This window comes from Sulfitobacter sp. F26169L (genome assembly GCF_026410285.1).
Taxonomy (GTDB): domain Bacteria; phylum Pseudomonadota; class Alphaproteobacteria; order Rhodobacterales; family Rhodobacteraceae; genus Sulfitobacter.
Map to the genome: position 1 here is coordinate 1 of NZ_JAPMLP010000003.1, position 19,846 is coordinate 19,846.

Below are 19,846 nucleotides of genomic sequence, written 5' to 3' on the forward strand. Positions count from 1 at the left end.
CATGATCCTCGATAGAGAAATCGTAAAACAGAGCGCTTTGCGCTTCTTGCCGTGGTCCCAACATCGCAACAATCTCCCATCTCAATGAGGAAATTGAATCAGTTAGACGAGGCTAAATCAACGTGAGTTTTTCAACAGAATATCCGCAAAACAGACACTCGACCCGCTCAATCTGAGTGTCCGCTTGCTGCATTTAGGAGGGCGGCGGTCTGGTTAATCAACCAGAATGAAATTGGATACCCAAGAGTGTCGGCTTGTGTGATGGGCTGCACCTAGGCATGGTATACGACAAGACTGTGACAGCATTGATCAAGGATCGCGACGCGCTGTTAGCCTTTTATAATTTCCATGCCGACCACGGGAAGCATGTCGGTACTACCAAGCCTCCAGAGGCACATTCACCACCATCAGCCATCGAACCGGAACGCCCAAAGGATGCTTTAGTCGCGAAATCGGCCTCGCCACGGCACTCGAATTGACGATGCCCGGCGCACAGCTATGTTGCAAAAATCGCATTCTGAAAGGGATCACTGTCTTAATCCAGCGTGATAGCTGGCGCTCATACGCAGCTGGGCATCAACGACATACAAGACCCGAAGCTGTCCAGAGTATAACCATTCGCTGACGCGGCGCGGATTATTATCAGTCTGGTTCGACCCTGAGATGGCGTGGGAGGCGACATCTTCTGGCCGGCGGGGATGTCAACAAACCCACAGTGATGCGGTCATTCAGGCCTGATCGACCTTCCAAGTCCACTTCGGTTCGCCTTTGAGACAGACGACCGGCTTTGTGGAGAACCTGCTGAAGCGGGTTGGGCTGGACTGGCCGGTGTCAGATTTAAGCACCCTGTATCGGCGTCAAAAGACATTGGCCGTCGCTATCCCTTACAAGGGATCAGCTGGCCACTGGTAAGGGATAGCACTGGCATAAAGGCTGAAGATGAAGGCGAGTGGAACGCTCGCAAGCACGTAGGCTCCAAACGCCGTCTACGGCGCAAGGTCCACATAGGGATTGATGAGGAGACCCTCTAGATACGCGCAATCGAGGTCACGAGCAGCAGCATTAGCCTCTCTCGGCAGCAGGCTGCGCATGCGCCTGCCGGACAATGGATGTGCCGATGCTTCCCGGCCTTCTCAGTCAGATTGCTCCGGATCAGGAGCTTGGCAGCGTTACTGCCGATGGTGCTTTCGACACACACAAATGCCATGACGCGACTGCAGCCCGCAATGCGTATGCCGTTATCCCGCCGCGCAAGAATGCCAAGTTGTGTAGGCCTGATACGCCAGAGGCCAGAGCTCACAACGAAGCGGTGCGATCCTCAAAGTACCTGGGTCGCGCGCTGTGGCGATATCTGACCGGGTACCACCGCCGGAGCCGCGTCGAAAACGAAGGAGCATTGTTTAAAATTACATGGCCAGCGCCTCTCGGCGTGCGACTTCGATCGTCAGGTTACAGAGATCCAAACCCGCGCAGCGATCCTCGATGGCTTCACAACTCTTGGCAGAGCCCAGACCGTGGCCGTGGGCTAAATCCGTCCGGGGAGAGGGGAAGCCCGTCCTCAAGCGGGTTTGTGGAACAAAGCCCCCGCGCACGCAAAATGACGCAACCTAGGTGGAGCCGGATGTATGCTGGAGCATCAATCCTATGAATTGCATTTAAAAACGAGGTCAAACAAGTTCAACATGCTGCCTAGTCGCGCCGCGAACAACATTTTAGCATAGATCGAAGGAAGTTGCTCGCGACCAAATCTAAGACAGTTTCGTCGTTAAAGCCCATGGGAAAGTATAGATTTTGCGTATCTGCAATATAGGGGTATTGGATGCTGCTTTTACGAGATGCCAGAAGCTGCCCAGCGGTAACGCTGGGACTGTGCTATGCGTTCTTTCCCCGCCTCTCTTCTGGCGCCCGTCGATGCCCCACCGTGCAGCCGGCACTTAGTCTTGCTAAGGACGACTTTCTCACGACACTCAAGTCCATCACGTGTTTTTGCGCCGCAGGTTGGGCGGCGTTCAAGCGGAAGCGGTTCGCCATAATGTCTGAGACCAGTGGCTCTTAGCCTGTTGCAACCTGTTACAAATCACGACGAGCACGTATTTTGGAAGTCAACATATTGATCGAGCGCTGCAGAGCAAATGCAATTCGCATTGCCATAGAAATCAAAACTTACGTCCCCTGCCGATCTATCGTTATCGAATGGTATCTAGGGGCCTTTCGTTTATCAATTTAATGCAATCGCTTCTACGCAGGATAGTAATGCCCAAACCACACATAAACCAAACTATAACAGAGACTTAATCTCCGTTTTTTGAATTTTATACACTTAACTCTTACCAGTCCAACGTGACGTTCGACATCTCAGGACTTAGGTCCAAAAACCACCTTGATGTGTTTGGTCAATCTGTCTTTGTACCAGAGTTCTCGAAACCACTGGCAAACCTGTGGGAGGCTTCCTAATCAAATTTCTAGGACGCGGAGAAAGAAGTGTATCCATGAATGTATTCTAGAGCGCATACATCCGGAATTTATAAATCGAAAACAAACGAAAAGTTGAAATGGCGGAGGCTCAGGGATTCGAACCCTGGGGACGCTCTCACGCCCGTCGGTTTTCAAGACCGGTGCAATCGACCACTCTGCCAAACCTCCGCTGTAATGGCTTCCTAAAACGGTCGAAATGATTCTGCAATCGGGCAAAATTCACGCGATGTGACGGGGAAAATTGCCTATTGCTCTTTGCGTGTCTTGTCGCGCGGGGCTCTGGCGCGTTACAGTAGCGCAAATGCTCCGCAAACGGGGTGATGCGTTGTGGCCTGAACACAGGACCGCGCACAGGCAAGAACGAGGGACACATGGGCAGTCAGATCAATCAAACACACACGACGGCTTTTCGCAGGCCGCTGCACGCGCTGGCAGGCACGCTGCTGATGGCGACGCTGCTTGCAGGGTGCGACGAGCAGGGTCAGTTTGCCTTCCCCTCCGCCGGAGCGGGAAAAACAGACACGCAGGCCAAGGCGGTGACAGGCCCGACAATTGAGCGGGACGTCGAAGCGCCGGAGATCTTCTCGGTTACCGATCAGGGATTGTGGGATGGCCGCCCAAGCCTTGGTGGTGTCTGGGTGGCGCACCCTGACGTGACAGACCCCGAGCGGGTGATCATCCGCAACCAGGACAACGGTAAGTTTGTTGTAGGTGCCCTGTTCCGCCGTGAGCGCGACATTCCCGGACCCAGCCTTCAGATATCCTCGGATGCGGCAGTGGCGTTGGGTATTCTGGCCGGAGCGCCGACAAAGCTGAATGTGACTGCCCTGCGCAAGGTAGAAGAGCCGGACACAAGCGGCGGCGAAACAGCGACCGATGTTGCAATCGAAAGCCCTGCACAGGTCACTGCTGCGCCGCTGGATAACGTCACAGCAACAGCAGACGCCGCGATTACTGCTGCGGCACCCACACCGCCGGCACCAAAGCCTGCACCGGCCCAAAAAGCATCCCGTCTTTCCAAACCGTTTATCCAGATTGGTATTTTCAGCATTCAGGCCAACGCTGACCGCGCGGCCAAACAGATGCGCAGCGCGGGCCTCTCCCCGACTGTAAAGCAAAGCCAGATCAATGGAAAAACTTTCTGGCGCGTCGTTGTTGGCCCTGCCACAACCAGCGCCGAGCAGTCAAAAATTCTATCGACCATCAAATCGGAAGGCTTCACCGATGCCTACGCCGTTTCCAGCTGATACGTAGAGGTTCATTTATGCGCGGATTAAAACTGACCCTTAGCGCACTTGCGCTGCTTGCATCATCCGTAAGCGCACAAGCGTTCGATACGCGGGCAAGTTCGGCCTATGTGATGGATTTCAACACCGGCACTGTTTTGTTGGCCAAAGAGGCTGACGTGCCCCTGCCGCCTGCGTCAATGTCAAAACTGATGACCCTCTACATGGCGTTCGAGGCGCTCTCCCTCGATACTCAAGGCACATTTACGCTGGATACCAAACTGCCCGTGTCACAGGCCGCGCAGGCCTATGGCGGCTCTACCATGTTTCTGGAGGCCGGTGAGCGCGTCACCGTGGAAGACCTGTTGCGCGGAATTATCGTGCTGTCGGGCAACGATGCCTGTGTTGTTATCGCCGAAGCGCTGGCCGGTACAGAGGCCGCATTTGCACGCCAGATGACGATGCGCGCGCAGCAACTGGGTATGACCAATTCAACCTTTGCAAATTCCAACGGCTGGCCCAAAGCGGGGCATCGCATGTCGATGCGTGATCTGGGCCTGATCGCGGCGAAATTGATCAGGGATTATCCACAGTTCTACCCGATGTTCGCAGAAAAGGAATTCCTGTACGATCCGAAACAATCGGCCAACAGGATGAATCGCAATCCGCTGCTGGGTCTTGGCATCGGTGCGGACGGTCTGAAAACCGGTCACACGCAGGAAGCGGGCTACGGCCTTGTCGGCTCCGCCAAGCAGGGCGACAGACGGATCATATTTGTCCTGTCGGGGCTAGAATCGGCACAAGCGCGCGCACGTGAATCTGAAACAGTTGTGAACTGGGCATTCCGCCAGTTTGCCCAGACCGATCTGGGCAAGGCAGGTACAAAGATTGCCGAAGCCGAAGTAGCGATTGGTGCCGAACCGACTGTGGGTCTGGTACTGGGCGAAGATCTCAGCCTGTTGTTGCCGGTCAACCCCATGACGCCGCTTAAATCCGAAGTTGTATACTCCGGACCGATCAAGGCGAAACATGCGGTGAAGGGTGAGCAGATTGCAGAATTGATCATCACCCCCGAAGGGTTGCCCGAAACCCGCGTGCCACTGTTTGCCGATCGCACGATTGCGCCGCACGGATTTGTCGCGCGGGTTTTGGCGGCCGCAAAACATGTGGCTGCACGGATTAATCCCGAGTCCGTACCCGAGTCTGAGGCATCGTGAGCGAACAAGGCTTGTTCATCAGCTTTGAAGGCATCGACGGTTCGGGAAAATCCACGCAGGTCAAGCGCTTGGCAGAGAATCTTCGTGCGAATGGTCATGACGTTGTCCTCACCCGTGAGCCGGGCGGCTCGCAAGGTGCAGAAGAGATTCGCGCGCTGGTCTTGCAGGGCGACCCTGACCGCTGGTCCGCCGAAACCGAAATCCTGCTGTTCACTGCCGCGCGCCGTGACCATCTGGAGCGACTGATCCGCCCTGCCCTTGCACAGGGAAAAATCGTCATCTGCGACCGCTTCGCCGACAGTACGCGCATGTATCAGGGGCTAAGCCGTGGCGATCTGCGCAGTACAGTCGACAGCCTGCATGCCATGATGATCGGGGTTGAACCAGATTTGACAATCCTGATCGATATGGACCCCGCTGAAGGGTTGAAGCGCGCCAGAGGCCGACAGGGAGACGAAGAGCGTTTCGAGGATTTTGGCGAAAACCTGCAAGCGGCGATGCGCGCGGGATTCCTGGCCCTAGCGGAAGAGTTCAGCGAGCGTTTTTGCGTGATCGACGGTGCGAAAGATATGGACAGTGTGGCCGCCGATATCCGCTCGGTCGTTGCAGGCGCACTGAAATCGCAGCCCTAACCGTTCTCCCCGAAAGGAAAACGAACGTAATTTTTGAAAAATTACGCGCCCCATTTCCAACCTGCCCGATCCCCGCTAAACCCAGCATATGAGCGATGAACCCCCTCCCCAACCTGAACGGCTCGACGGTGCGCCGCATCCGCGCGACACGCTGCGCCTGATTGGTCAGGAGGCCGCGCAAACCGCTTTTGTCGATGCATTTAATACAGGTCGTTTGCACCATGCATGGATGCTGACGGGGCCGCGCGGTGTCGGCAAGGCGACGTTGGCATGGCAGATCGCACGCTTTCTGCTGGCCACGCCCGAACCTGATGACGGCGGGATGTTTGCAACGCAACCAGCCACGACCCTGCCGATTCCACTGGATCATCCTATCGCCCTGCGCGTGGCCTCTGGGGGTGAAGGGCGCATTCGCAATGTGACGCGCACCGTCAACCCCACCACCAAAAAATTGCGCCAGGAAATTGTTGCAGATGATATCCGCGCGCTGAACGGGTTTTTCCAGATGTCCGCACCGGATGGCGGTTACCGTGTGGTCATCATCGATGACGCCGACCAGATGAACGTCACCGCAGCCAACGCCTTGCTGAAAATGCTGGAGGAGCCGCCTGCCCGCGCGCTTTTGATCCTGATTTCGCACCAGCCGTCGGGCTTGCTGCCTACAATCCGCTCGCGCTGTCGCACGCTGCCCTTGCGCACGCTTGACGCCGCAGAAGTGGCGGAGGCGATGGCGCAAGCCGATGTTCAGGCGGCCAATACCGATGCGCTTGCCGCGCTGTCGGGTGGCTCTGTCGGCGGCGCGATGCGGTTGTCCCTTCTTGGGGGCGCGGCGCTCTATGCCGATCTGGTCGCATTAATGGGCAGCCTGCCCCGTATCGACCGCGCAGCGGCGCTGAAACTAGCGGAAATGGCGGCTGCGCGCGGGGGCGAGGCAAAGCGCGATTTGATGTTTACGCTGATTGATTTGCTGTTCAGCCGGTTGGCGCGCACCGGTGTCACTGGCACGCCACCGCAACCACAGGCCGCACCGAATGAGGCAGAGATCCTGCAGCGCCTCTCACCTAACCCCCATCAAGCGCGCATCTGGGCTGATCTGGCTGGCGAAATCGGCGCACGCGCGCGGCATGGTATCGCGGTCAACCTTGACCCTGCTGCGCTGGTTCTAGATACCTTCACAAAGATGGCCAAAGCCGCCCCACGCTAAGCGCCTACGGAGCATTATGACCGACACACCACATATCACCGACAGCCACTGCCACCTCGATTTCCCCCAACTGATCGAGGAATTGCCAGAGGTGATCAACCGCGCCCATGCCGCAGGCGTCATGCGCATGGTCACGATTTGCACCAAACTCAAGAACGAGCCGGACGTGCGCGCCATTGCAGAAAGCCATCCTTCGGTTTTCTATGCCGCAGGCACCCACCCGATGAGTGTGGCAAGTGAACCTATGGCAACGCTGGACCAGCTCCTCACCATCGCGCAGCACCCCAAAATGGTGGGGATCGGCGAAACGGGGCTGGATTATCACTACACCGCCGAAAGCGCGCAATTGCAGCAGGACAGCCTGCGCATCCATATCGCCGCCGCGCGTGAAACCGGCCTGCCGTTGATCATTCACAGCCGCGATGCGGATGAGGATATGGCGCATATCCTGCGCGATGAATATGCAAAAGGCGCCTATACCTGCGTTATGCATTGCTTTTCCTCCACAGCTGCGTTGGCCCGCACCGCCCTTGATCTGGGGTTCTATCTCAGCATGTCGGGCATTACGGCGTTCCCGAAAAGTCAGGAGTTGCGCGATATCTTTGCCGCCGCCCCGCTAGAGCGTGTGTTGGTCGAAACCGATAGCCCCTATCTGGCGCCCCCGCCCCACCGCGGCAAGCGCAACGAGCCTGCCTATACCGCCCATACCGCGCGCCGCGCCGCCGAGACATTCGGCATTGATTTTGCGACATTCGCCGCACAGTCGGAGGCCAATTTCGAGCGCCTTTTCACCAAGGCCGCTGCCTACAAGGAGACCGCATGAGCGATGTGATGCGCATTACTATACTTGGCTGTGGATCCTCCGGCGGGGTGCCGCGCCTCGGTGGTGTGTGGGGGGCCTGTGATCCGGCAGAGCCGCGCAATGCGCGCCGCCGCTGCTCGATCCTTGTGGAGCGGGTGCGCAATTCCGGCACCACCGCCGTGCTGATCGACACGTCACCCGACATGCGCAGCCAGTTGCTGGATGCGCAGGTGGGGCGACTGGACGCCGTGCTGTATACCCACGCCCATGCAGACCATGTGCACGGCATGGATGATCTGCGCATGATCGTGATCAACATGCGCAAACGGCTGCCTGTCTGGGCTGACCAGCCTACCCGCGATGCCCTGATGGACCGGTTCGGCTATGCCTTTGTGACGCCCGAAGGGTCCATGTATCCGCCCATTCTGGAAATGAACCTGATGCAGGGCGACGTGGTGATTGACGGTGCTGGCGGGCGGTTGGAATTCACGCCGTTTTCAGTGCCGCACGGCGGTATGGACGCGCTGGGATTTCGGGTGAACGATGTGGTCTATCTACCTGATGTTGCAACCATTCCAGATGATAAATGGCATCATATGGAAGGTCTGCGCTGCTGGATTGTTGATGCCTTGCGCCGTGATCCACACCCTACCCACAGCCACCTGTCACAGACGCTGGACTGGATCGAAAGGATGCGCCCGGAACGTGCGGTACTGACCAACATGCACACCGATCTGGATTACGCCACTCTATTGGCCGAAACCCCCGATCACGTCAGCCCCGCCTATGACGGCATGATCATGGAGTTCGCGCTGGACTAACATCGCGCCTTTCGTCCCTGGACACGGCGGTGTAGGCAAAGACGTATTCCTGTTCGGACCCACCCGCCATGCAAACCCTTCTAGAAGTCATTCTTCCGGTCTTTCTGGTCATCGGCTTTGGCTATGTCGCGGTCTGGCGTGGGCTATTTCCGGTATCAGGCGTTGATGGTGTGCTGCGCTTTGCACAGAGCTTTGCTGTGCCGTGCCTGTTGTTTCAAGCCATTGCCAACCTTGATCTTGAGGCTTCTTTTGATGCGCGGCTGCTGTTCAGCTTTTACAGCGGCGCGGCTATTTGTTTTGCCCTTGGCACCTTTGGCGCGCGCTTGTTTTTCAAACGCGATTGGGAAGATTGCGTTGCAATCGGCTTTTGCTGCTTGTTTTCAAACTCGGTCCTGTTGGGATTGCCAATATCCGAACGCGCTTACGGCGCGGATCACCTGACGGGCAACTACATGATCATCGCAATACATTCCCCGTTTTGCTACGGGCTGGGCATCACGGTGATGGAATTTGTGCGCAATCGCGGACAAAGCGGTGGGGTCTTTGCGCGCTCAGTCACCCGTGCCATGTTTCACAACCCGCTGGTGATTGGCATTATGGCAGGCTTTGCTGTCAATTTCACCGGCTTGCCGATCCCCGCAGTTGTTGATGACGCGTTGTCGCTGATCGTGCGCGCGGCCCTGCCTGCGGCATTGTTTGCATTGGGTGGCGTGCTGATCCAGTACAAACCCGAGGGCGATATGAAAGCCATCGCCATGGTCTGCTGTATCGCGCTGATCGCTCATCCGGCAATTGTATGGGTGATGGGCAGCGCGCTATCTGTTCCGACTGACCTGTTTCGTGCGGGCGTGCTGACAGCCGCTATGGCGCCGGGGTTCAACGCCTATATTTTCGCGAATATGTACGGTCGCAGCAGGCGTGTTGCCGCCTCGTCCGTACTAATCGCTACGGCCTCGTCTATCCTCACGGTCTGGGTCTGGTTGACAGTTCTGGGATAGTGCAGCGCAGAAATTTCATGGCGGTTACCTATCTGCGGCCTTGCGATAGACCGCGCCCCTTGCGATAGATGATCACCGCACAGATTCAGGATATTTGCGATAGAAACTCCTAGCCAAAGCACTGCTGCTCTGACCACACTGGGCTGGTCCCCATTTTTCGAAGAACAGCTTGCAGCGGATGAAATGCCGCTGGAGCGGTTGCGCATCGCAACCGTGCACCGCGCGCGCATGACCGCGCAATCTGTTGACGGGCCGGTCAGGGTCACGCTGCCGGCAAAGACGAAAACCACAGGGTTCGCCGTTGGTGATTGGATACTGGCGGAGCCGCGCACAAATCTGCTGGTGCGCAGGCTCGACAGGCATGCGCTACTGCAACGCAACCCCGAAGGCGCGCGTGTGCCGCAACTGATCGCCGCCAACCTGCACACACTGTTTATCGTGACGTCGTGCAACGATGATTTCAATCCCGCACGGTTGGAGCGCTATCTTGCCCTCGCAAACGAGGCAGACACCGACCCCGTGATCGTACTGACCAAGGCGGATCAGGTCGATGACGTGACCCCCTTCAAGGACGCCGCGACGAAATTGCAGCGTGGGCTGAAGGTAGTATCGCTGAATGCAAAGGCCCATTCGGCTGTTGATACGCTGGCCCCGTGGTGCGGCATAGGACAGACCGTTGCGCTTGTCGGGTCGTCGGGCGTTGGGAAATCAACGCTGCTGAACACACTGACCGAAAAATCCGGCGAAGATGCGCAGCTTACCGGCGGTATCCGCGAGGATGATGCAAAGGGCCGGCACACCACAACCTCGCGTTCGCTCCATGCCATAAAGGGCGGCGGCTGGGTGATCGACACCCCCGGTATCCGCACGCTGCATGTTAGGGATTTATCCGATGGTCTGGATATCCTGTTCGCCGAAATCACTGAAACCGCACCCGATTGCAAATTTCGCAACTGCACCCATGCGCATGAACCGGGATGCGCTGTGCGCGCTGCTGTCGCCGCTGGCCGCATTGATTCCGCGCGGCTGGACCGCTGGCGAAAACTGCGCGACGAAAACGATGCAAACGCACCCGATCCTAACGGCGCAAAGGGCAACGCAGCGCCCCGAGGGCGCGGCAAAAAACGTTAGCGCGCGGCGCGCGCGCCAGACAACAGCGATGAACCGCCAATTGTGCGCTCGGCCCTCCGGTGACCCTGTATTCCCGCCACGCAGACGCTATGATCTGTCACACCACCCGCCAAGGATATTGCACATGCGTTTCGATCCACAACTGGCAGACATTCGGTTCGGCTGCGGTCTGTCGCCCAATGTGGCGCCGCCTGCATCTGTTGCGCAAATGCTTGCCACGCTGAAATCGCCCGATGCCATTGCCAAACGCTTTCCAATCGAAACATTCGATGCGTTTCAGGCGCGGATCAGCACGGCGCAGGATTTGCAAAAGATCCGCAAGCAAAATCGCGGCTCGCCCGAGGCACTGACCGCCAAGAAAGACCGCCGTGTGTTGAACAAGGAAGCGCGAATTGCACAGGTCGGCTGGCTGGGTCAACATCTGAACCGCTGGGCCCACACCAACGCCCCCCTGCGCGAACGCCTGTCGATGTTCTGGGCCGATCATTTCACCGCAACCGGCAAGGCAGGATTGGTGCGCCGCGCCGCATCCCCCTATATGGAAAGCGCAATTCGCCCCCATATCAACGGCCCGTTCGAAGATTTGTTACAGGCCGCCATCCTGCATCCGCTGATGATCCACTACCTTGATCAGGACCGTTCTATCGGGGCGAACTCGCCGCGCGCGGCGAAAGGTGGCAAACTCACCGGCCTGAACGAAAACCTCGCGCGTGAGGTGCTGGAACTGCACACGCTGGGCGCAAATGCACCCTATACCCAGACGGACGTGACCGAACTGGCAGAGTTGCTAAGCGGCCTCACCTTCGGCCGCCCGATGCAGTTGAAATTCCGAAAGGATCAGGCCGAACCGGGCAGCGAGACAGTACTGGGCAAGACCTATGGCGGTGGCCCTGCGCATATCCGCGATATTCAGGCGGTGCTGCGCGATCTGGCGAAGCATCCCGCAACAGCGCGCCACATTGTGTGGAAGCTGGCCGTGCATTTCACATCCGATACACCTGATCCAGCGTTGGTCAGCGCGCTGGAGGCGCGTTTCCTTGAAACCGGTGGCGATCTGGGCGCGGTGAACGAAGCATTGCTGACACATCCCGCCGCATGGGAAACACCGCGCAGCAATGTGAAACCCGCGTTTCATTTCATGGGATCAGCAATGCGCGCCCTTGCTGTGCCGCCCGATGGGATATCATCGCTGGAAGAGCGCCTTGCACGGCGGCTGATTATTTTGCCAATGGGCGAGATGGGCCATATCTGGGAAAAACCCGACGGGCCGGATGGCCTGCCCGAAGAAGACAGCGCATGGATTGCGCCCCAAGGCATCGCCGCACGTCTGCAATGGGCAATAACCGTGCCACAACTGCTGCTGAGCGATCTGCCCGATCCGCGTGAGTTTGTGCATACCGCGCTGGGTAGGTTTACCACGCCCGCGGTTGAATTTGCCGCCAAAGCCGCCGAAAGCCGTTGGGACGGCGTTGGCCTTGTGTTGGCTTCGCCCGCGTTTCAGAGGAGTTGAGCGCATGACAGAGTCCCTCGACCGCCGCACGTTTCTGGCACGCTCCGCCCTGATCGGCTGCTCGCTGGCGGCCAGCCCGCTGCTGACGCCCGTCAGTTTTGCCGCCATCCCCGGTGATCATCGTCTTGTGGTGATCATTTTGCGCGGTGGCATGGACGGGCTGGATGTTGTGCGCCCGTATGGTGACCCCGCGTATGCCGCCCTGCGCGGTGATGCGGGGCTGGAAGGACCGGAAGGTGCGATTGATCTGGACGGATATTTCGCGCTGCACCCTGCGCTGCGCCCGCTGATGCCGCTGTGGCAACAAGGGCAGCTTGGCTTTGCCCACGCCGTCTCTACCCCCTACCGCGACAAGCGCAGCCATTTCGACGGCCAGGATTTGCTGGAGGCCGGCCTGAGCGATCTGGGTGCGGGGACATCGCGTGACGGCTGGTTAAACCGCGTTCTGCAACACCTGCCCGACAGCCGCTCCGAGACAGCCTATGCCATCGGCCGCGATCCGCTGGGGGTTCTGGGCGGTGCGGCGCCCGTGCAGCGCTGGACACCCGAAGCTGATCTGGTCCTCAGCCCGCAGGCGATCAAGCTGGCGGGCATGATCATGAAAGATGATCCGCTGTTTGACGCAGCGTTCCAGCAGGCGCTGGCCTTGTCGGACGGTGACGGCGATGCCGTGGCGATCACCGGCACACCCGATGACATGATGTCGATGGTTAACAAGAACCGCGCGCAAGGGGGCGGCAAGAACGGCTCGCTTGAACAACGCATTGCGGAATTTGCAGGCAAGCGTTTGCGCGCAGATACGCGCATCGCCTCGTTTTCTATCAACGGCTGGGACACCCACCAGACCCAGAACGCCACCTTGCCCAAAACGCTAAAACGTCTGGCAGATGCAATTCTGACGCTACAGGAAACTGTGCGCGGCCCCGTCTGGAACAAAACAACCGTTGTCGCAGTGACCGAATTCGGCCGAACCGCGCGGATCAACGGATCAGGTGGCACCGACCACGGCACCGGCGGGTTGATGGTGTTGGCAGGGGGCGCATTGCGGGGTAGACAAGTGGCAGGCGACTGGCCCGGACTGGATGAAGCACAGCTTTATGCGCGCCGCGATCTGATGCCCACCCGTGACGTGCGCGCCTATCTTGCGTGGCTATTGCACAGCCAGTTCGGACTGGAGCGCACCACCCTCGAGACAGAAATTTTTCCCAAGCTCGATATGGGCTATAACCCGGCCCTGCTGCGCTAGCGCCACAATCGGAAAAGAAAAGGGCCGCCCGAAAGCGACCCTGGTCCATCCGTCAATCAGCAGGTTGGCTTAGCCCACCAGCTCCAGACCGGAGAAGAAATACGCGATTTCTTCCTTTGCAGTCTCTGGCGCGTCTGAGCCGTGAACCGAGTTTTCGCCAACTGATTCAGCAAATTCGGCGCGGATTGTGCCGGCTTCTGCGTCTGCAGGGTTGGTTGCGCCCATGACTTCGCGGTTTTTCGCGATGGCGTTTTCGCCTTCCAGAACCTGCGCAACGATTGGCGCGGAGGCCATGAATTCGCACAGTTCGTCATAGAATGGACGCTCGGCGTGTACTTTGTAGAACTCGCCTGCTTGTGCTTTTGTCAGGTGAATACGCTTGGATGCGACAATGCGCAGGCCCGCGTCTTCGAATTTCTTTGCAATCGCGCCGGTAAGGTTGCGTTTTGTTGCATCTGGTTTGATGATCGAGAATGTGCGCTCAAGAGCCATGGGTCGTCTCCGTGTAAGTGTTGATTTGGCCGCTCCCTAGCATGGCCCCCGCCCCGTGAAAAGCGGCGATTGACGCGCGACGCTACATGGTTCAAACGCAGCCCATGTTACGTATATCAGAGATCAACTATTCCGTCGAAGGCCGTCCTCTCTTTGAAGAGGCAAGCGCCGTCATTCCCGATGGCCACAAAGTGGGCCTTGTCGGGCGCAACGGGGCTGGCAAAACCACGCTGTTCCGCATCATCCGCGGGGAGCTGGGGCTAGACGCAGGCGAGATTTCGCTGCCCAGCCGTGCGAGGATCGGGGGCGTCGCGCAGGAAGTGCCAAGCTCGGAGACATCGCTGATTGATACGGTACTGGCCGCCGATGTGGAACGCGCCAGCCTGATGGCAGAGGCGGAAACCGCCACCGACCCCGCGCGCATCGCCGATATTCAGGCCCGTCTTGTCGACATTGACGCATGGACCGCCGAAGGACGCGCATCATCCATCCTCAAGGGGTTGGGGTTTGATGATTATGACCAGCAACAGCCCTGCTCGGCCTATTCGGGCGGGTGGCGTATGCGTGTGGCGCTGGCCGGAGTGCTGTTTGCGCAGCCTGATCTGCTGCTGCTGGACGAACCGACAAACTATCTCGACCTTGAAGGCGCACTTTGGCTTGAAAACTACCTCGCCAAGTATCCGCACACAGTCATCATCATCAGCCACGACCGTGGCCTGCTGAACCGCGCCGTTGGCGGCATCCTGCATCTGGAAGACCGCAAGCTGACCTACTATCAGGGCAACTACGACCAGTTCGCCAAAATGCGCGCCGAAAAGCGCGCACAGCTGAGCGCCGCCGCCAAGAAACAGCAAGCGCACAAGGCGCACATGCAGGCCTTTGTCGATCGCTTCAAGGCCAAGGCATCAAAGGCCAAACAGGCGCAATCGCGGATGAAAGCCATCGAAAAGATGGTGACCATCACGCCGCCGGAAGAAGCCGCGCGCAAGGTATTCACCTTCCCGCAACCGGATGAATTGTCGCCGCCCATTATCTCTATCGAGGGGGGATCAACCGGTTATGACAACGGCGTTCCGGTTCTGTCGCGCCTGAACCTGCGGATTGATCAGGATGACCGCATCGCCCTGCTGGGCAAAAACGGTCAGGGCAAATCGACCCTTTCGAAACTGCTGTCAAACCGTCTGGTTCTGTTCGAAGGTAAGCAGGTCAATTCCAACAAACTGCGCATCGGCTTTTTCGCCCAGCATCAGGTTGACGAGCTGATGATCGACGAAACCCCGCTACAGCACATGATTGCTGCACGCCCCGGTGTGATGCAATCCAAGCTGCGCGCACAGCTTGCCGGCTTCGGACTTGGCCCAGATCAGGCCGATACCGCAGTTGGCCGCTTGTCCGGTGGGCAAAAGGCGCGTTTGTCGTTGTTGCTGGCCACCCTTGATGCGCCGCACCTGCTGATCCTCGACGAGCCGACAAACCACCTTGATATCGAAAGCCGCGAAGCGCTGGTTGAGGCGCTGACCCGTTACAGCGGCGCGGTAATTCTGGTCAGCCACGACATGCACCTTTTGTCGATGGTTGCAGACCGTCTTTGGCTGGTGTCCGACGGCACGGTAAAACCCTACGAGGACGATCTGGAAGCCTATCGCAAGATGCTGCTGACCGTGGAAAAACCGGTCAGCAAGAACGCCAAACCCAAGGTAGAAGTCCCAAAAGAAAAGCGCGCCAGCCGCGAGGATATCCTTGCCCTGCGCAGCGAGGTGCGTACATCCGAAGCGCGTGTATCCAAGATCAATGAAATGCGGGACAAGCTGGCCAAAAAGCTGGCCGATCCCGCGCTTTATGAAAAAGACAAAGTGGGCGAGCTGGAAGTCTGGAACAAGAAATATGCCGAAGTGATGCAGGCGCTTGAACGGGCCGAGAGCATCTGGCTGGCCGCCGAAGAGAAGCTAGAGAAGGCCCAAGCGTGATATTTGACACCGCCTATATGATCACCGCGTTTGTCACGCTTTTGGTAGTTGTCGACCCGATCGCGATTGCGCCGATTTTCATTGCGATCACGCCAAACCTCACCTCTATCCAGCGGGAGCGCATCGCGCGGCGCGCGGTTCTGGTCGGTGGGCTGATCCTTGTGGTGTTTGCGCTGGCGGGAGAAGCTGTACTGGATTTCATCGGCATTTCGATGGCTGCATTCCGTGTGGCAGGCGGTGTTTTGCTGTTTTTGACCGCCCTTGATATGTTGTTCGAGCGGCGCACAAAGCGGCGCGAAGACAGCTCCAGTGAGCCGGACCCAGCCCATGAAGACCCAAGCGTTTTCCCCCTCGCCATCCCGCTGATCGCCGGCCCCGGTGCAATTGCATCCGTGATCCTGCTGGTTGGTGAAAAGCCAGGCGGTGAAGGCCTGGTCACGGTGTTTGGCATTCTGGCTGTTGTTTTGCTGATGATGTATTTGATGCTGCGGGTTTCCAGCAATCTGGAAAAGCGCGTGGGCAAGGTTGCCATTAACGTGTTTACCCGCATTTTCGGTATGTTGCTTGCGGCCTTGTCGGTGCAGTTTGTTCTCGACGGTCTGGCAGAATTCGGGTTCGTCACCCCTGTTGGATAACAGCGCCCCGCTCCTATATTAGTTATTAGCGAAAAGGAGCTGCCCATGACCGGAGACGACACCGCAAGCCTGATCTACCTCGCCCTGCTGGGCTGCGCCATTGCAGGTTGGTTCTTTGTGCAGAATCGCGGTGGCCTTGGCAAAATGTTGCAGCAAGCCATGATCTGGGGCTTTCTGTTCCTTGGGGTAATTGCCGCTTACGGGCTGTGGAACGACGTGCAGCGGCAGACAATGAACGACCAGATGCTGCAACTTGGCGACGGACAGATCAGCGTACCGCGCCAACTGGACGGGCATTATTACCTTACGCTAAGGCTGAATGGCGAAAACATCCGCTTTGTCGTTGATACAGGGGCCACCGACATGGTGCTGAGCCGCGAAGATGCGCAGCGTGCTGGCCTTGACCCCGCCACATTGAACTTCATCGGTACAGCCAACACGGCAAACGGCCGGGTTCGCACCGCACCAGTTCGGATCGACACCGTGCAACTGGGCGACATCACCGATACCGATGTGCGTGCTTCTGTAAACGGCGGCGAGATGGACGGCTCGCTGCTTGGCATGGGCTATCTGGAAAAATGGGGCCGCATCGAAATTTCAGGTGGAGAGCTGCGCCTGACACGATAAACACGTGCGCGTTTAATCCGCTGCAATGTCGCGAAAGCCCCCTAAACCGACTGTGCCGCCAGCCTGTTTTAGCGCAGGTTCAGTATTAATAACCCTACAAAATCAAAAAGGTCCGTCCGTTGGTACATATTTTTGCAGACATTGATCTGTCCCTGTTATTTGCGAGCATCAACATGGCTGTCGCGCTCACCTTGGGCGCTATCATCGGTTCGGAACGCCAATTTCGCGGCAGGATGGCCGGATTGCGCACAAATGCTTTGGTCGCGCTTGGGGCGGCGGCATTTGTTACCTTTGCCGCGCTTTTTCCGGATGACATCAACCCGACACGCGTTGCCGCACAGATTGTCTCTGGCATCGGATTTCTGGGCGCAGGTATTATCTTCCGTGACGGTTTCAACATTCAAGGGATCAATACAGCAGCAACCTTGTGGTGCGCCGCCGCTGTCGGCATGATTGCCGGCACTGGTCACATCTTGTATGCAGTCGCACTCACTTCCCTGATTGTATTTGCAAATTTGGGACTGCGCCCGATTGTCCGCAGGTTAAAAGCCGCATCCGCACGATCCTACGATTCCGAACAGTATTTCGATCTGACGTTTGAATGCAGACCAGATGATGAAAAAGAATTTCGCGCAATCCTGATGGCAACCCTGACGGAAGAGTCGCTGAAATTGTGCCGTATTGCCAGCCGCAAAGGCAGCGATGCGATTAAAATCGGCGCGAAGGTAAGCGGTACAGACGATGCTGAAACGCGGGTCGAGCGGGTTATCACAAGGATATCTCGCGACTCTGCTCTGCTCCTGGCGGCGTGGTCAATAGCTGAGGATGCTGAAAGCGATTTCGAATAAGTGTTACGCTAGCTGCGAGCCGGGACGGCGCATCTGCTAGGTTTGCGCCTTCTTTTCCCAGCGCCCCGACTCCTCGGACCAATATTGCGCACTGACGCCTGCGCCTGTCAGGGCACGCCATTGACCCCGCGCATGGGCCAGCGCGGCGTCGTCGTAGCCGTCAAACAGAATGCACACCCGCTCCATTGCCGCGGCATCCTCGGGTGTGATTTCAGCGGAGTGTACGGCCATCAAACATTGCGCGCCGTTTGCATTGGCGCTTGCTGTGCCGAGCAATACGGGCTGCAAGACATCATGCGCCGTCCCATCCATTCCGTGCGGCAGAAAACTGCCCTCCGGCCCCAGCCACAGGGCCGTGTCCAGCGCCTCAAGGCCCCCGCGGTCGGTGCCACGCACCGACACACGCCAGCCGGCCGCTAGCGATTTTTCCACCAGCATGCGCAGCGTATCCATCAAGGGCCGCTGCGTCAGATGATAGAACATCACCGCGCCCATGGATTCACTCCGTCTCGTAATTATCTGAAATCAAACGGTTAAGAGATGCGACACCCCAGCCTGTTGCGCCTACAGGTGCCAAAGCGGTCTCGGATTTGACAGATGCCACACCGGCAATATCAAGGTGAATCCAAGGGCAGTCCTCTTTCACAAACCGCTGCAGGAATTGCGCCGCCGTGATAGAGCCAGCGGGCCGCCCGCCTACGTTTTTCATATCTGCGATGCGGCTTTTCAACTGGTCATCATAGGCTTGACCCATGGGCATTCGCCATGCCCCTTCGCCCTCGGCCTCGGCCGCTTTCAGGAAATCGTTGCAAAACGAGGTGTTGTTGGAAAAGACTCCGGCGTTTTCATGTCCCAAGCCGATGATGATCGCCCCTGTCAGCGTGGCCAGATCAATCATCGCCGCAGGTTTGTAGTGTTCCTGCGCGTACCACATGACATCACACAGCACCAAACGCCCTTCCGCGTCTGTATTGATGTTCTCGACCGTGTCACCCTTCATGGTTTTCACCACATCACCGGGGCGGGACGCTTTGCCAGATGGCATGTTTTCGACAATGCCGACAATGCCCACAACATTGGCCTTGGCACCGCGCAACGCCAGCGTGCGCATTACGCCCGCCACAACGGCAGAGCCGCCCATGTCCATTGTCATGTCTTCCATTCCGGCGGCTGGTTTCAGGGAGATCCCGCCGGTATCAAACACCACACCCTTGCCAACCAGCGCCAGCGGGGCCGCGTCCTTCTCGCCACCGTCCCAGCGCATCGCCACGACATAAGACGGGCTGTCAGACCCCTGCCCGACGGATAAAAGCGTTCTCATTCCAAGCTTTACCAACGCCTTTTCATCCAACACCTCAACTTTCAAACCAAGGCTTTCCATCTCTTTCAGCCGCTCGGCATAGTTGGTGGTGGTCAGCACATTGGACGGTTCATTTGTCAGATCGCGGGTCATGTGCGCGCCTTCGGCAACGGCAAGCAACGGCGCGCAGGCGGCTTCCAGTTCCTCGGGCTTGCCTTGCATTACCTGCACCGCACCTGTGCGGGTACTGTCGGCGCTTTTATGAGGCTCAAACGCGTAATCCCGCATTGCCAGGCCGAACACGACCTCTGACGCGTGACGCAAGGGCGCGCACAGAAGCAGCATATCAGCCTTGCCGGCGCGTGTTTTTGCCAGTGCCGCCCCCGCTTTTCGTGCGATCATACCCTTGGCGTTACGCTCAAGCCGGACGACATCCACAGCTTCCGCTGCCATTCCCGCAGGATAGCCGATGCTTGCAATCTCGCCGTCTTTCATCTTGCCCCACCGGTCGCTTTCGATCAGCCGTGCGACCGATCCTTTGGTCAGGCGGTTCACACGCCGCGCACCGGGATCAAGCTTGCCCGCAGCATCGACAAACACGGCAACACGGCCCGTTTGCGTGGCGATAGCGTCCAGATCGGTGGCTGCAAATGTGATCGGGGTGAGTGTGCTCATGTCATGTGCCTTTTTGTCAGATATTGCCCAAGACCTAACG

17 protein-coding genes, 1 tRNA gene and 2 pseudogenes are annotated in these 19,846 nt (G+C 58.0%); 15 read left to right on the top strand and 5 right to left on the bottom strand.

All coding sequences use genetic code 11. The features are described 5' to 3' along the window. Positions 1-561: 561 nt before the first annotated feature. Positions 562-1,529: pseudogene (locus OS189_RS06775) on the top strand (IS5 family transposase). Between the two features lie 299 nt (positions 1,530-1,828). Here the strand turns inward: OS189_RS06775 and OS189_RS18695 are convergent. Both OS189_RS18695 and OS189_RS06780 read right to left on the bottom strand, forming a co-directional pair. Continuing rightward, a pseudogene (locus OS189_RS18695) lies at positions 1,829-1,984 on the bottom strand (HGGxSTG domain-containing protein); the annotation flags it as partial. A gap of 569 nt (positions 1,985-2,553) precedes the next feature. Continuing rightward, positions 2,554-2,643 (bottom strand) — tRNA-Ser (locus tag OS189_RS06780). Between the two features lie 152 nt (positions 2,644-2,795). Between OS189_RS06780 and OS189_RS06785 the strand changes: the two genes are divergently transcribed. The 10 genes from OS189_RS06785 (at position 2,796) to OS189_RS06830 (ending at position 13,262) form a co-directional block, all read left to right on the top strand. Then, on the top strand, positions 2,796-3,722 hold the full coding sequence (locus OS189_RS06785) for an SPOR domain-containing protein (RefSeq protein ID WP_267166547.1): 927 nt from the start codon (positions 2,796-2,798) through the stop codon (positions 3,720-3,722). A gap of 17 nt (positions 3,723-3,739) precedes the next feature. Beyond that, a complete protein-coding gene (locus tag OS189_RS06790) occupies positions 3,740-4,918 on the top strand; it encodes a D-alanyl-D-alanine carboxypeptidase family protein (protein ID WP_267166548.1) in 1,179 nt (392 codons plus the stop codon). Further along, complete coding sequence (gene tmk, locus OS189_RS06795; protein ID WP_416237463.1) at positions 4,915-5,550, top strand: dTMP kinase; 636 nt, start codon at positions 4,915-4,917, stop codon at positions 5,548-5,550. The genes OS189_RS06790 and tmk overlap by 4 nt, the downstream gene beginning before the upstream one ends. An 88-nt stretch (positions 5,551-5,638) precedes the next feature. After that, positions 5,639-6,754 (top strand): DNA polymerase III subunit delta', encoded by a 1,116-nt coding sequence (locus tag OS189_RS06800; RefSeq protein ID WP_267166549.1) that lies wholly within the window; start codon positions 5,639-5,641, stop codon positions 6,752-6,754. Positions 6,755-6,770: 16 nt separating this feature from the next. Beyond that, on the top strand, positions 6,771-7,577 hold the full coding sequence (locus OS189_RS06805; RefSeq protein WP_267166550.1) for a TatD family hydrolase: 807 nt from the start codon (positions 6,771-6,773) through the stop codon (positions 7,575-7,577). Beyond that, positions 7,574-8,377 carry an MBL fold metallo-hydrolase gene (locus tag OS189_RS06810; protein ID WP_267166551.1) on the top strand — a complete coding sequence of 268 codons (804 nt, stop codon included), beginning with the start codon at positions 7,574-7,576 and terminating at the stop codon, positions 8,375-8,377. Before OS189_RS06805 ends, OS189_RS06810 begins: the two co-directional genes overlap by 4 nt. 68 nt (positions 8,378-8,445) lie before the next feature. Further along, complete coding sequence (locus OS189_RS06815; protein WP_267166552.1) at positions 8,446-9,375, top strand: AEC family transporter; 930 nt, start codon at positions 8,446-8,448, stop codon at positions 9,373-9,375. A gap of 183 nt (positions 9,376-9,558) precedes the next feature. Continuing rightward, the gene (gene rsgA / locus OS189_RS06820; RefSeq protein WP_267166553.1) at positions 9,559-10,506 is read left to right on the top strand and encodes a ribosome small subunit-dependent GTPase A; all 948 of its coding nucleotides are present in this window, start codon (positions 9,559-9,561) and stop codon (positions 10,504-10,506) included. Positions 10,507-10,630: 124 nt separating this feature from the next. Then, on the top strand, positions 10,631-12,016 hold the full coding sequence (locus tag OS189_RS06825; RefSeq protein ID WP_267166554.1) for a DUF1800 domain-containing protein: 1,386 nt from the start codon (positions 10,631-10,633) through the stop codon (positions 12,014-12,016). Positions 12,017-12,020: 4 nt separating this feature from the next. Continuing rightward, the gene (locus tag OS189_RS06830) at positions 12,021-13,262 is read left to right on the top strand and encodes a DUF1501 domain-containing protein (RefSeq protein ID WP_267166555.1); all 1,242 of its coding nucleotides are present in this window, start codon (positions 12,021-12,023) and stop codon (positions 13,260-13,262) included. Between the two features lie 69 nt (positions 13,263-13,331). Here the strand turns inward: OS189_RS06830 and ndk are convergent, their stop codons facing one another. After that, positions 13,332-13,754, bottom strand: a complete 423-nt coding sequence (ndk, locus tag OS189_RS06835; protein ID WP_267166556.1) for a nucleoside-diphosphate kinase — start codon at positions 13,752-13,754, stop codon at positions 13,332-13,334. A gap of 104 nt (positions 13,755-13,858) precedes the next feature. On the opposite strand from ndk, the gene OS189_RS06840 reads away from it, so the two are divergent. The 4 genes from OS189_RS06840 (at position 13,859) to OS189_RS06855 (ending at position 17,831) form a co-directional block, all read left to right on the top strand. Continuing rightward, positions 13,859-15,721 (top strand): ABC-F family ATP-binding cassette domain-containing protein, encoded by a 1,863-nt coding sequence (locus tag OS189_RS06840; protein ID WP_267166557.1) that lies wholly within the window; start codon positions 13,859-13,861, stop codon positions 15,719-15,721. Further along, entirely contained in the window at positions 15,718-16,356 is a 639-nt protein-coding gene (locus OS189_RS06845; RefSeq protein ID WP_267166558.1) for a MarC family protein, read from the top strand. Before OS189_RS06840 ends, OS189_RS06845 begins: the two co-directional genes overlap by 4 nt. Before the next feature lie 45 nt (positions 16,357-16,401). Continuing rightward, entirely contained in the window at positions 16,402-16,983 is a 582-nt protein-coding gene (locus tag OS189_RS06850) for a retropepsin-like aspartic protease family protein (RefSeq protein WP_267166559.1), read from the top strand. A gap of 173 nt (positions 16,984-17,156) precedes the next feature. Next, on the top strand, positions 17,157-17,831 hold the full coding sequence (locus OS189_RS06855) for an MgtC/SapB family protein (RefSeq protein WP_267166560.1): 675 nt from the start codon (positions 17,157-17,159) through the stop codon (positions 17,829-17,831). Positions 17,832-17,867: 36 nt separating this feature from the next. Here OS189_RS06855 and OS189_RS06860 read toward each other — a convergent pair whose 3' ends face one another. Then, positions 17,868-18,326, bottom strand: coding sequence for a DNA polymerase III subunit chi (locus OS189_RS06860; RefSeq protein WP_267166561.1), 459 nt, complete (start codon positions 18,324-18,326; stop codon positions 17,868-17,870). 4 nt (positions 18,327-18,330) lie between these two features. Next, on the bottom strand, positions 18,331-19,806 hold the full coding sequence (locus OS189_RS06865) for a leucyl aminopeptidase (protein WP_267166562.1): 1,476 nt from the start codon (positions 19,804-19,806) through the stop codon (positions 18,331-18,333). Positions 19,807-19,846 lie beyond the last annotated feature (40 nt).

Excerpts from the sequence above, each read along its gene's own strand:
- OS189_RS06785 (WP_267166547.1), top strand. The coding sequence starts at position 2,796 with ATGCGTTGTGGCCTGAACACAGGACCGCGCACAGGCAAGAACGAGGGA.
- OS189_RS06790 (WP_267166548.1), top strand. The coding sequence starts at position 3,740 with ATGCGCGGATTAAAACTGACCCTTAGCGCACTTGCGCTGCTTGCATCA.
- OS189_RS06800 (WP_267166549.1), top strand. The coding sequence starts at position 5,639 with ATGAGCGATGAACCCCCTCCCCAACCTGAACGGCTCGACGGTGCGCCG.
- OS189_RS06805 (WP_267166550.1), top strand. The coding sequence starts at position 6,771 with ATGACCGACACACCACATATCACCGACAGCCACTGCCACCTCGATTTC.
- OS189_RS06810 (WP_267166551.1), top strand. The coding sequence starts at position 7,574 with ATGAGCGATGTGATGCGCATTACTATACTTGGCTGTGGATCCTCCGGC.
- OS189_RS06815 (WP_267166552.1), top strand. The coding sequence starts at position 8,446 with ATGCAAACCCTTCTAGAAGTCATTCTTCCGGTCTTTCTGGTCATCGGC.
- rsgA (WP_267166553.1), top strand. The coding sequence starts at position 9,559 with ATGCCGCTGGAGCGGTTGCGCATCGCAACCGTGCACCGCGCGCGCATG.
- OS189_RS06825 (WP_267166554.1), top strand. The coding sequence starts at position 10,631 with ATGCGTTTCGATCCACAACTGGCAGACATTCGGTTCGGCTGCGGTCTG.
- OS189_RS06830 (WP_267166555.1), top strand. The coding sequence starts at position 12,021 with ATGACAGAGTCCCTCGACCGCCGCACGTTTCTGGCACGCTCCGCCCTG.
- ndk (WP_267166556.1), bottom strand. The coding sequence starts at position 13,754 with ATGGCTCTTGAGCGCACATTCTCGATCATCAAACCAGATGCAACAAAA.
- OS189_RS06840 (WP_267166557.1), top strand. The coding sequence starts at position 13,859 with ATGTTACGTATATCAGAGATCAACTATTCCGTCGAAGGCCGTCCTCTC.
- OS189_RS06850 (WP_267166559.1), top strand. The coding sequence starts at position 16,402 with ATGACCGGAGACGACACCGCAAGCCTGATCTACCTCGCCCTGCTGGGC.
- OS189_RS06855 (WP_267166560.1), top strand. The coding sequence starts at position 17,157 with ATGGCTGTCGCGCTCACCTTGGGCGCTATCATCGGTTCGGAACGCCAA.
- OS189_RS06860 (WP_267166561.1), bottom strand. The coding sequence starts at position 18,326 with ATGGGCGCGGTGATGTTCTATCATCTGACGCAGCGGCCCTTGATGGAT.
- OS189_RS06865 (WP_267166562.1), bottom strand. The coding sequence starts at position 19,806 with ATGAGCACACTCACCCCGATCACATTTGCAGCCACCGATCTGGACGCT.